Annotated in this window: 11 protein-coding genes and 2 pseudogenes; 6 read left to right on the forward strand and 7 right to left on the reverse strand. The window is 35.6% G+C overall.

Going from position 1 to position 12,319, the window contains the following annotated elements; translation table 11 throughout:
- Positions 1-981: an ACP S-malonyltransferase gene (gene fabD / locus ABWU32_RS07345; protein WP_353278633.1), complete on the reverse strand. Its 981-nt coding sequence runs from the start codon at positions 979-981 to the stop codon at positions 1-3.
- Positions 982-1,109: 128 nt separating this feature from the next.
- On the opposite strand from fabD, the gene rpmE reads away from it, so the two are divergent.
- From rpmE to ABWU32_RS07365, 3 genes are all read left to right on the forward strand, one after another.
- Positions 1,110-1,313: a 50S ribosomal protein L31 gene (gene rpmE, locus ABWU32_RS07350; RefSeq protein ID WP_007548602.1), complete on the forward strand. Its 204-nt coding sequence runs from the start codon at positions 1,110-1,112 to the stop codon at positions 1,311-1,313.
- Positions 1,314-1,351: 38 nt separating this feature from the next.
- Complete coding sequence (locus ABWU32_RS07355) at positions 1,352-2,146, forward strand: NAD kinase (RefSeq protein ID WP_353278635.1); 795 nt, start codon at positions 1,352-1,354, stop codon at positions 2,144-2,146.
- A 315-nt stretch (positions 2,147-2,461) separates the two neighbouring features.
- Positions 2,462-3,925, forward strand: coding sequence for a hypothetical protein (locus ABWU32_RS07365; protein WP_015589260.1), 1,464 nt, complete (start codon positions 2,462-2,464; stop codon positions 3,923-3,925).
- A 265-nt stretch (positions 3,926-4,190) separates the two neighbouring features.
- On the opposite strand, the pseudogene tnpC reads toward ABWU32_RS07365, so the two are convergent.
- The 4 genes and pseudogenes from tnpC to ABWU32_RS07385 form a co-directional block, all read right to left on the reverse strand.
- Positions 4,191-5,553, reverse strand: a pseudogene (gene tnpC, locus ABWU32_RS07370) (IS66 family transposase).
- 205 nt (positions 5,554-5,758) lie between these two features.
- Positions 5,759-8,032, reverse strand: a complete 2,274-nt coding sequence (gene pnp / locus ABWU32_RS07375) for a polyribonucleotide nucleotidyltransferase (RefSeq protein ID WP_141457247.1) — start codon at positions 8,030-8,032, stop codon at positions 5,759-5,761.
- Between the two features lie 14 nt (positions 8,033-8,046).
- Positions 8,047-8,319: a 30S ribosomal protein S15 gene (gene rpsO, locus ABWU32_RS07380; protein WP_006279944.1), complete on the reverse strand. Its 273-nt coding sequence runs from the start codon at positions 8,317-8,319 to the stop codon at positions 8,047-8,049.
- 12 nt (positions 8,320-8,331) lie between these two features.
- Positions 8,332-8,661: a hypothetical protein gene (locus tag ABWU32_RS07385; protein WP_353278637.1), complete on the reverse strand. Its 330-nt coding sequence runs from the start codon at positions 8,659-8,661 to the stop codon at positions 8,332-8,334.
- Between the two features lie 229 nt (positions 8,662-8,890).
- Between ABWU32_RS07385 and ABWU32_RS07390 the strand changes: the two genes are divergently transcribed.
- Genes ABWU32_RS07390 through ABWU32_RS07400 form a run of 3 tightly spaced genes read left to right on the forward strand, consistent with a single transcriptional unit; the run spans position 8,891 to position 10,656 of the window.
- Entirely contained in the window at positions 8,891-9,238 is a 348-nt protein-coding gene (locus ABWU32_RS07390; RefSeq protein ID WP_012673282.1) for a ferredoxin family 2Fe-2S iron-sulfur cluster binding protein, read from the forward strand.
- Positions 9,239-9,245: 7 nt separating this feature from the next.
- On the forward strand, positions 9,246-10,286 hold the full coding sequence (locus tag ABWU32_RS07395; RefSeq protein ID WP_015589262.1) for a hypothetical protein: 1,041 nt from the start codon (positions 9,246-9,248) through the stop codon (positions 10,284-10,286).
- A complete protein-coding gene (locus ABWU32_RS07400) occupies positions 10,270-10,656 on the forward strand; it encodes a cytochrome c-type biogenesis protein CcmH (RefSeq protein ID WP_015589263.1) in 387 nt (128 codons plus the stop codon). The genes ABWU32_RS07395 and ABWU32_RS07400 overlap by 17 nt, the downstream gene beginning before the upstream one ends.
- Positions 10,657-10,886: 230 nt before the next feature.
- Here the strand turns inward: ABWU32_RS07400 and ABWU32_RS07405 are convergent.
- A pseudogene (locus ABWU32_RS07405) lies at positions 10,887-11,875 on the reverse strand (IS630 family transposase).
- A 214-nt stretch (positions 11,876-12,089) separates the two neighbouring features.
- A complete protein-coding gene (locus tag ABWU32_RS07410; RefSeq protein WP_265027883.1) occupies positions 12,090-12,308 on the reverse strand; it encodes a transposase in 219 nt (72 codons plus the stop codon).
- Positions 12,309-12,319: the final 11 nt, after the last annotated feature.

Consider the following 12,319-nt stretch of genomic DNA (forward strand, 5'->3'; position numbering starts at 1 on the left):
TTAACTTAATCCAACTTTTAAATTTTTCGCTGTTAGTACTAATGATTCATTAAAGAAGCTGTCAATATCACCAATACTATCTATATTTTTTGTACTGATAGATTGGTCAATTCTTTTGACCAAATTAGATAAAACTTTATTAGGGCCAATTTCAACAAATTTGTTAATGCCACGGCTTGACATATACAAAACCATTTCTCTCCATTTCACTCTGCTTACAACTTGCTTGGCGAGTAAAGTTTTTATAACTTTGGGATCACTCTCCTCTTTAGCTGTAACATTTGATATCAAAGGAACTATAGGACGGGTTATTTTAATACCCTTCAAAAACTCCAAAACTTTTTCATCAGCAGGTTTCATAAGAGATGAATGAAAAGGCCCACTAACCTGTAATTTAATTAGTTTCCTCACACTCGAGTTTTTGAATAAATCGGGTAACATTTCAAGAGCTTCTCTAGTGCCACTTATAACCACTTGTCCGCCACTGTTATCGTTTGCAATTTCACAAATTCCGTCAATTTGAACTGATTTCAATATATCTTCCACTTCATTTATCTCTGCTCCAAGCAACGCAACCATTCCGCCTTTACATTTCAGTGAAGCTTTATGCATTGCTTCGCTGCGAACTTTCAGCAGCTTGATTGCAGACTCAAGCGTTAACGCTCCTGCAGCACACAGCGCTGTATATTCGCCAACTGAATGCCCACAAACATATTTAACATTGTGATCAGTGAAAAGAGATTTGCCAAACACATGCTCCATAACACGTAGCATTGCAATTGATACTGCCATTATAGCTGGCTGAGCGTTTTCTGTAATGGTTAATTCTTCAATAGGACCGTTGAAGATTAAATGAGACAGCTTTCCATCCAATATGCTATCTACTTCATTAAATACTTGTCTTGCAACAGAAAACTCACTATATAAGCTCCTGCCCATTCCTACAAACTGAGAGCCCTGACCAGGGAAAGCGAAAATCATGATAATTATTACTTATTCCTTATTAAGTATAACATTTTATTTATTTTTTGTCAATATTTTAGAATAATGATTGACTTAGTGAATTAAGTTCACTAGAATGTTAACTGACTAAAAGTTTATAAACAACAATGAATTATCATAAAATTATTATAGTTATGACAGACGGTCAAGAGTTTGAAACTCGTTCCACTTATGGAAAGGAGGGAGATAGGGTAAAACTTGATAGAGATCCTCTTACTCACCCTGCATGGACTGGAAGTTTGACAAGCGGGTTAGCAAGTAAAACTAGCAAATTAGCTAAGTTTAACGATAAATATGGAAGCATTTTCTAATTCTCCTCCTCTTTAAGTTTTAGAGAGTTTACTGAAGCATGCATAAATACAAAAATATAGGCTATGTTGCTTCTCCATCACCAAAATCGCAGGAAGTATCTAAACTATTAAAGAAACTTAATTTTATCAATATAACAGAAGAAAATAAGTCCGAAATCGATCTATTGATAGTTGTTGGCGGTGATGGCTTTATGCTACTCACCTTGCATAATTACGTTATAGAAAATAAAAACATGCATGTGTATGGGGTAAATACCGGCAATGTTGGGTTTTTGATGAATAAATGCTTTAGCCGCAGTGAAGATTTAATTGATCATATAGAACATGCAACTTCAACTCAGTTAACTTTGCTAAAAATGGAAGCAACAGACACAAGTGGCAAGAGGTATCACTACATAGCGGTAAACGAGGTATATGTTTTTAGAAAAGCAAACCAAATAGTAGAAATGAATATCACTATTAATGATAAGCTAAAAGTAGAAAAATTTAGAGGGGACGGAGTAATATTATCTACTCCCACAGGTAGCACTGCATATAACTTCTCTGCCGGTGGCCCAATCTTGCCGCTAAATTCAAATTTACTTGCATTAACCTCTATCAATAGCTATTACCCAAGGCATTGGAATGGAGCGTTAATATCAAACGATACAATCGTACAAATTGACATTAACGACACAAAAAACCGTCCAGCACTTGTAGTATCAGATTACAAAGAATTTCATGATATATCACAGATAAAAATACAAAAAGACCATGAGAACACAATCACTTTGCTTTTTGACAAAGATTACCCTCTGAATGAAAGAATCTTTGATAGACAATTTCTATACTAATAATGTATCTGTTCAGATACATGGCTAATGTACAAATATTGAAACAAAAATTCCAGTGCCCCTGTGATGTCATTCCAGTGCTTGACACTGGAATCCAGCTTTTGATCAAAAATGTTGTATAGTACACAATCAAATTTTCTGGATCCCAGTGTCTGGGCACTGGGATGACACCCATTTGTTCCTATAGTTGTCTTTTCTCGTCTACCTTATTTTGCCACTCTGCTAAACAGATACATTATCTGTAAATTGGTATTTACTACATCTTAATAACTATAGCGTAATCAATGCAGCATAGTAATTAACTTTGGAGTGAATATGCATGGGTCAGTCGAAAAATCAACAGTAAAATTAACTTCTTACGAACAAACAGGTGACAATAGCAAGATAACACTAAAAGATCCACCATCGCCTGAAGAAGCAGGAAATGCTATCTCAAGTGTACTGAATGTAGTACCACGTGTGCAGGGAATGTCACATGAAGAATCAGATGATGAGGAAGTGGATCCTACTTATGCATCTGTAAATCGACAAAAAGATGGTGATGGAGCACCACCGATTTTGCCAAAAGCTCCAGGTTTACAAGACAAAGAAGACAAAAATTTGTTTGGTCTTAGTACTGAAGTACTACCTCCTTCCCTAGAAGAAACAAAAGGTGAGACTCATGATTGGGTATCACAAACAGCAAGTTTAGGTTTAGGAGGATTATCTGGTAATGGATCAGAAGAACATATTTATGCAGCTATAGACCCAAATGCAAAATCTTCGAAAAAGAGTTTAGACAGTGGAATAGGTGGTCAAAACTCAAAAGATGATTTAGGTGCGTCTTCAAATACTTTACCATCGTATAAAAGCAAAGATGACTCTGAAGAGTCTTTGTCACTAAATTCTGATATAGGTAGCACAACAAATAAAAAAACAAACAGATTCTTGCCAAGAGCAAAGTATGCCATGCAGCAGAAGGGTTTTATAATTTTTGGTGCAAGTGCTATTATACTCAGTATATCTGCAGCTTTATTATATTTACAAGATAAAGCAAAATTTATTGCATTTTTTACAAACAGCCCAAAATATATCACTATACCAGTTATCGCACTTGCTGCATTGCTTGCAATTGGTCCAATATTTTTTGCAACAAGGCAATTTATAGATACTGAAGAACATTCCATTCAAAAAAAAGATGCGGATAAAATTTTAGCTGAGGTGTTGGAGCACCAGCCAAAAGATAAAGCTATAAAATCTGTAAGACTGGAATATAGCAATGGCACTCATTCAAATTTTGTACTTAATGCTTGGGAAGCTAAACAAGGCTTCACTAACATTGACGAAAAAGTAATTACTAGAACTAATAAAATAAAATCAGTAATTAACGACAGACCAATATTTACTGCATTATTTACTGGTGTAGTTGCTGCAAATATAGCGTTTCCTCTAGGGCTACTTGCAACACATGGTGTTAATGGTGTACAAAAATTTTACCAAAACCCTTTGACTAATAACATAGGATTATCATTACTTATAGGTTCTGGTATACTTGCATTACTCATTGTGGGTTTTGGCATACATTATTATAGAAAAACAAATTGCACTAATCTTATATATTCGCAGGAAAAGATTGACCCTGAAAGCGTTAACAAGAAATTCATTGAAGAAATAAAACACGAAAGAACAAATGTTCTTGGGGAAAACCACGGTAAAGACGCTAAACGCAGCAGCTTAACGCTTGAGCAAGTTGTGGTTCAATCTCATAATTGTAAGGATGTTGTTTATAGTGTCGGTTAATAAAATGCATGATATAGCTAGTGCAGCCCTACGTCATACCGCCGCAGACCGTCATACCGCGATTCATTCGCGGTATCTCTAGATCCCGCTAACACGTAGCGGGATGACGATTGTCAGGGTAGCACCTCCCTCCCCTGTCATCCAAGTAGCTGACACTGGGATGACAAAAAAAGGAGCACTGGAATGACATCACAGGGGCACTGAAATGACATCCTCCTAGTAGAGATCGCTTTTGTAATTGCAACATTCACGTGTATCCGTTCAGCTAAGCGGTGTAAGAGATGATAGATAAGAGGTTTTGGAAAGGATTGAGACCCCTTTGTTTCCATGTCAAGTATAATGAAATTATCCGTTCAAGGAATGCATTTCCCCGCTTCGATTGGGTAAAATATGAATTTTTGCGATAAACGACATAATGCCGAATTTGCTGTTCAGCATGGTTATTTGTCAGCGGAATATTTTCTGGGTCATCTAAAAATTTCCACATCATTCTTTCAGATTTCAAAATATTCTTTGCAACTCGAGAAGCTCCAATTGCTTCAGGTAAGCGAGATATTTCCTTCAAATAATACCTTGTACGTTTTCGCAATTTTCTTGCACGTCTGGCAAATCTTAAAATGTCTATCTCATTTTTTAGTAAAGCTTTTTTTAGTGCAAATAATTCAGTAGTGACATCTCTTACATAACAGCCAAGAATCTTAACTTCAATGTTCCAGCTATGAGCCAGCCTTTCAAAATCTCTTATTAAATAAGCCCAGCAGATTTGCCTTTTCTTATCATTAAAGTAGTTGTAGGCTGAATATCTATCAGTTACTATCAAACTATTGCGATTGCAAAATGTGCTGTCTTGCAAAACCTTCATTCCTCTTGATTCTGTCAATTTTACAAAACTTGCCGTATTGCTTGCAAACATCCAACACCAGCCAAGTTTTCCTTTGTTATAGTGACTGGTTTCATCGATATGCAAAACCTCACTTCTGCTTATTTCTTGTTCGATTTGCTCATATGTTTTTTCGCATTTTAATGCAACTCTGTGTTCACTATTTGATATGCTGCCAACACTTATGTTCAAATTAAAAATGTCATTTATGATACTAGCCACTTCATGCTTTGAGTTTTTGTAAAATCCGCTGAGTGCTGCAATTATAGACTTAACCCTTGGACCAAATGTATCTGGCGTAACACCTTCTGGTAACTTGCTACTTTTTCTTTTTCTGCATCTCCAACAACGACCATGTTCCAATTACTACATAAGGCCTAATTTCCGGAAGATCAACTTTTTGGTGAACATAAGGTTTTTCGCATATTACAAGCTCTCCTCCGCATTCGCAAATATTAGGCAACTCTATTTTTACTACTTTATCCGCTTCCATTGTAGCATGAAAATTTCCTTTATGCTCAACCTGATCGCCAACATTCCTTTCGCTTTTTGGCTTGTCCTTTTTTGTTTTGTACAATTCTTTAGAGCTCGGTAGAGATGAATTTTTCGAGTTTAAACCAAGCCTTTCCTTTAATTCAGCGTTCTCTATCTTTAAAGCTTTATTTTCTGCTTTTAAGTTTTCTATCTCTGCTTTCAGTTTTTCTATTTTTTGCTGTAAATTTTTGCAAAGTTCTAAAAGGTTTACCACATTACCTCACTTTTGCTCTATGATTATCTTTTTAGATCACTTTGTCTACCTTATTCTACCACTCCGCTGAACGGATACCTTGGGTTAGCTATAGCTAACACCACAATTGTACTAACATTGTGATTTGAGAACAACCTTCACCAGAAAGGGTGTCATTCCAGTATTAAGCACTGGAATGACGAGAGGTAACGCAAGAAGTTTACTCTTAATAAAAACCTGATGATGAATCATTATTACCAAATTTCGGCCTATTTCTGTTGCTGAAACCAGAACGAGGACGAGGAGGCCTCTTATGGTGACTTCCTCCAGGTTTTCTACTAAATGAATTATTGTAATAATTATCCCTGTCATTTGGACCATCTTTCCTTTCCTCGTTGTAAAGCTCACCTTCAAAAAACTCTCCCGTCTCTTGATCAACCCGACGTCTTGACAACTTTGGACACCCACCTTTTTCGAAGTCAATTACTAGTGCTTTGAAAGTATCATCTTGTTTAAGTACGCTCTCTATAGAATCTATATGTTCATTAGCTACTTCACTTATGTGCATTTTTCCTTTTCTGCCATTAAGAAATTCAAGCTCTACAATAGACTTCTCTATTCTTACAACCTTGACATCAACTATAGAACCTTGTTCTAGTTCTGTTATTGAATCAATCATCATACTCTTTGCAATTTCAGCTTCAGTGCCACTCGTAGCAAAAACAGAAACTTTACCATCATCTCCTATTTCAATTTTTGCATTACTTCTTTCACACACACTGCGTATATTTTTCCCCTTAGAACCTATAGCAGCAGAAATTTTGTCTTTATCTATGTAAAATGATAACATCCTTGGTGCATGGTCTTTGACATCATCACTGTGTTCTGAAATCACTGCATTCATTTTTTCTAAAATAAGTAATCTTCCAGCTTTTGCCTGTTCTAAAGATTTTTCAACAATTTCAAAGCTTATACCAGAAATTTTCATGTCCATTTGTAGCGCCGTAACCCCTTCACTAGTTCCTGCTACTTTAAAGTCCATATCACCAAGATAATCTTCATCACCAAGTATATCGGAAAGTATTACATACTCGTCTTTATCTTTGATGAGACCCATAGCAATTCCAGCAACAGGGGCCTTTATTGGCACACCCGTATCCATTAAAGCAAGAGAAGTCCCACAAACTGTTGCCATAGAAGAAGAACCATCAGACTCCAAAATTTCGGACACTACTCTTATTGTATAAGGAAATTCAGACTTATCGGGTAAAACAGGATGAATTGCTTTCCAAGCAAGTTTGCCATGACCGATTTCTCTTCTTCCTGGTGCACGCGCAGCAGAAGTTTCTCCAACAGCAAATGAGGGAAAGTTATAATGCAACATGAAATGCTCACGTCTATCCCCTTCAATATCATCCACAATTTGCTCATCTTGAGTGGTGCCAAGAGCAGTAACAACCAGTGCCTGAGTATTGCCTCTTGTAAATAGTGCAGAACCGTGAGTTTTGGACAGAATATCAACTTCAACTTCTATCTGACGTATCTCATCATGCTTACGACCGTCTATCCTTACACTTTTCTTCCTAATTATTTCACGTACTAAAGATCTTTCAAAATTTTTTACTGCATACGTAATTAACTTTTCGTCTTTTCCAGTTTCTTTAAGAGTATTCAATATATTCTCTCTGATCGCTTCTAGAGCTTGAACTCGCTCTTGTTTTACTGTTTGCGAATATGCTTTTTCAAAATCTTTACCGTATTTTTCGAGCTCTTGTGTTATATCTGATGCATCAATAGGGGCAAAGCTCTCAGGTTTATTGCCAATTGTATCAGCAAACTCTTTTATGAGCTTAATGACAGGCTTAAGGTGTTCATGGCCAAATTTTATTGCATTAAAAACATTTTCTTCAGAGAGCTCTTTCACTTCTGATTCAACCATTAAAATTGAATTTTCATCACCAGACAAAAACAGATCCAAGCTGCTTGCTTTCATCTCTTGAACAGAAGGGTTGAGTATATAGTTATTATTTTCATCACAACCAACCATCACTCCAGCTATAGTAAAGTGAAAGGGAACACCAGAAATTGCAAGAGCTGCAACAGCACCAATCAATGCTGGCACTTCAGGAGGATTGACTGTATCATAAGTTAATAGATTGCACACCACACTAATTTCATCATGAAATCCTTCTGGGAATAGTGGTCTTATACTTCTATCTATTACTCTTGAGATTAAAGTTTCTCTATCAGATGGCTTGCCTTCTCTTTTAAAAAACCCGCCAGGGATCTTACCCATGGCATAGCTTTTTGCGATAAACTGCACATTTAAAGGTAGGAAATCAACGCTTTCTTCCTTCTTTTTACGTACAACAGTTACTAAAACAGAAGTATCACCGTAATTTACAACTACTGAACCATGAGCTTGGCGTGCTATTTTTCCTGTTTCTAAAGATAAGGCACGACCACCCCACTCTATAGATTTTTTTATAATTTTAAACATATTAAATTCCTCGATTATTTTCTAATGCCTAACTTCTCTATTAATTCCTGATAGGCTTCATTACCAAATTTACGCTTTATATAATTTAAGTGCTTGCGTCTTCTACCTATCAATATAAGTAAACCACGCTTAGAGTGATGGTCATGCTTGTGCACTTTAAAATGCTCAGTTAAGTTACTGATCCTCTCGGTCAAAATTGCACATTGTACAAAAGATGAGCCTGTATCATCTTCTTTAATTGCATATATATTTATCAAACTCTTTTTCTTTTCGGATGTTATCGACATCTAAACCTCATTTTAAATATTAAAAACACGAATAGGTTTCACACAACCATAAATAAAACTGCAGATTGCAATAGGTACACTACCCACCACCGTACGACAAATATCATGATTCTTTAAATTACGCAAGTTATTTAATACAACTTCCTGACCTTTTCTGATTTTCCCCGCATCTTCTAGGGAAATTTCAACTTTGAACATCGATTTTAAAGCCGATTCAATGGGGATGACGAAACTTTTTGTATTACTCCCTGTCACTCCATCATCTTCTGTCATCCCACCCCCCTCTGTCATCCAAGTAGCTGACACTGGGATGACGAGAAAGGAGCACTGGAATGACATCATAGGGGCGCTACCATCATAAAGGAACCAGTGTCAGCTACTTGAATGACATCATAGGGGCGCTGGGATGACACCCTGACAATCGTCATCCCGCTGCTTGTTAGCGGGATCTATGCTAAAGGAGATACTTGGATAACAAGAAATATAGGTACTGGAATTGTAAAGAGTTTGCAAATATTAGTTATTACCTGTAGGATATAAAGAAATTAGTAAGGATTTTAATAGGAATAATATGCCATCTGTTACTTTTATTTTACCTGATGGGAGTAAGAAAAGCTATGAAGCTGCAGAGGGAGAAACTCTGCTCAATTTAGCCCACAGAAGTGATCCAGATCTGCTTGAAGGTGCATGTGAAGGTTCTCTTGCTTGCTCTACATGCCATGTAATTGTTGATCCAAAGTTTTATAATGCTGTAGAAATACATAACCCTATATCTGATGAGGAAAATGATATGTTAGACCTAGCTTTCGGCTTAACAGAGACGTCGAGGCTTGGATGCCAAATAAAAATCACAAAAGATATCGACGGCTTGTGTGTAACCATACCAAGGGGTACAAGAAACATATCATTAGATAAATAGGGGAATCATGCGTAAGATTTTTATCTATATTATCATCTCTTTACTTTTGTTTATTCCTGTAGCGTATAGTGGTTTTTGGTATTTTTCTGCATGTAAGGTAAAAAATCTTTTAGCTGAAACAATACTATACATTAACGACGAAAAATTTGATATTTCACATGATTTTAGTGGATTTCCTTCTAACCTAATTTTCCGTGTGACAAACCCAAAATTTTCCAATGAGCAATTAACCATCTCATCTGATGCTTTATTGATAAAAAATAGATTGTTTGATAAATCAGTATATATCTACATACCAAGCAATGAAGTCAACATTGCTGTTCATGATGATGAGAAAAAGAATATAAAATGCCACACAAACGATAGCAGCCACTTTGTTGTTAGACTAAACGATTTACCATCTTCATTGCGATTCAACAAAAATAGTACCGTGATAGACTATATAGATACACTTCGTTACGAAGATTATGGATTAAAATGTGATGTTTTAGAAAATCAGCAAAGTGTTATAACTGAAGTGAATGATAAAAGCAATTACATTCAATTTCACCTCGATAAAGAACCAAGTGGAAATACTAAACTAGGATTTGATTTTTATACTTATCGGTATAAAAATACTGCAAGTCCTGAAAGTTACCTTAGTATCGACACTAAATTTGATTACGAATTTGTAAACCACATCTCAGCTTCCAGAATTAATTTCAACATAGAGAAATTTTTAATTCAAAGTAATAATTTTTCTCTTGCTGCAGATGGTGGAGTGCGAAATTATAATTTGGTTACGTCTTCATTTAAAGACAAAATCAACGTGGCTATATCAAATTATAAAGAATTAATCTCGTTTATGATTGGTGACTCAAAAACTTCAGATGCGTTTGAAAAATTAATGTCTTCCTTATCAGAAAAAACAACTGATGATGGCATTCAATTTTCAATAAAGTACGATGATGATGTAGGGTCAAGCTTTATTGGAAAGTTATCCACCACTGATTTTATGAACCAGCTCAGTAAAATAACCCAATTAACCAAGGATGAGAGCAGTAGTTAGTTTACTTTTCATATTGATATTCCACTCAGGCGTAAACGCTTTTACTCTGGATAATAAACTCAGAGATAAAAGCATGGAAAAACGAGCAACCAGTTTATTTGAAATAATAAGGTGTCCAATATGTTCTGGCGAATCATTGTCTGAATCTGGATCTCAGATCGCGTATGATATGCGAGAAGCAATTCGTAAAAAAATCAATGATGGATACACAGATGAAGAGATAATCTCAGAGTTAAAAAATTCTTACGGCAATTCAATTATAATCGTACCGCCTATAAAATCTAGCACTTACATTTTGTGGTTTATTCCACTTACAACTCTGCTTATTGGGTGTTTTTTAATACAAAGATACATCAATACAACCACTTAAACCTTTTATATATAGCTAAAGTGACTTAGGTTCTCTAATTGCACATAAGTCAACAATAATTTTCACACAAATCAAAACAGCATATCTTCTCCATAATCCTTGGTAATTTTACATAAGTTAAAAGTAGCATATGGTTCTCTCCGCGGTCTGAGATGACAATAAATTTGTCAAGCCGCATTATACTTGTTAGGCGGAAGTGGACGGCAACATGTTTATACCAATTCTCATTACTAGTGAATCAAATAAGCGGCATTGCAGAGTTTTTTAATTGTGGAGTGAGAAAGAGAGGTAATAAATTTGCACAAAGCGCTCTCAAGCAAAGCAATTGTGTCGTAGATTTTGTTACGCAAAATGTTCTGTTTTATATATAACCAAAACCTCTCAACAGGATTGAGGTCAGGTGAGTATGGTGGTAGGTATATAATGTCGATATTTTTAGGTACTTTTAAATTTTTTGACTTATGCCAACTAGCACAATCCATGATAAGAAATGCCTCCCTTGTTCCTAAATATTGTGACATCTGCTCAAGGAATATATTCATACAATCAGTATTGACGTTTGAGCTAGAACTTTCTCCATTTCTGGGATTAACTGCACTATAGAGATAAAAATTTTGCCTACCTAGTTTTACCTTAACCTGTGTCCTAATGCCTTTTTTAAACCACCCGTGTCCAATCTTTGAATGTGTGCCAAACCGCGATTCATCGAAGAAAAATAGCTCTTTTTCAGGATACATGACAATAGTTTCATTAAGATTTTTTTTTAAATTCCTCTTGTTTACTTTTATCTTGTCCGTTATGCACTGGTCTTGGTGTGATATATGAGAATTTCATTCTTTGCATATTACGGTGTACTGTAGATTTGCTGATATTCAAACCAAACTTTTCTTGAATTCTTATTTTCATTTCTTTTATAGTAATATTGGGGTTTTCCTCTATCCACACCTCAACTTGTTCACGTTGACTTTGATTCAATATAGTTTTTCTACGGCGTTGAGGCGGAGCAAATAATTTTTCTTCTCTGCCAAATTTTAGGTCATGCAGTAAGTGCCTTTCTTGAAATGCAGCATATCTTTGCTACGGCTGTTATACTGTGCTTTTTTGCTGCAATTACAGCATTTAGTTTTTTTGCAACATATGCGTTATTTCTTACTTTCTTCAGCATTTCTTTTGCTGATTCCACCACTTTTTCATCCAATAATTTTGATCTTAATGCCATTTAAACCTCGCTACTTTACTTACTTCAGTATGGCTTTTTTTCTATTATTGTCTATCCGTTACTTGTGTAGCGGGAATTGGTATTACCACGAAGTCTAACTAAGTTCTTGCTTGTCCCTTCCATCGGCATTGCTATCTTTATTTTCAATAAAATTATTGTCCTATGCTCTTTTGATGTTTATTGATAATAAAATTCTGTTTTATCAACCAACATCCTATGCATAATTACAGCTAATTTTCTTGCTACTGCTACAATTGCTTTTTTCATTCCTTTTTTCTTCGCAACCCCAGTTTTTTAATTTAAATGTCCTCTTGGTAACTGTAAGCATTGTTTGTGCAGCTTCATATAACATACTTCTACATTCCGCTGGTCCCATCTTTGATATGCTGCCATGCCGATCAACTTCTCCAGAAGAATATTGCCTTGGTCTCAACCCTATATACC

The organism is Wolbachia endosymbiont (group A) of Udea olivalis (genome assembly GCF_964028365.1).
Taxonomy (GTDB): Bacteria; Pseudomonadota; Alphaproteobacteria; order Rickettsiales; family Anaplasmataceae; genus Wolbachia; species Wolbachia pipientis.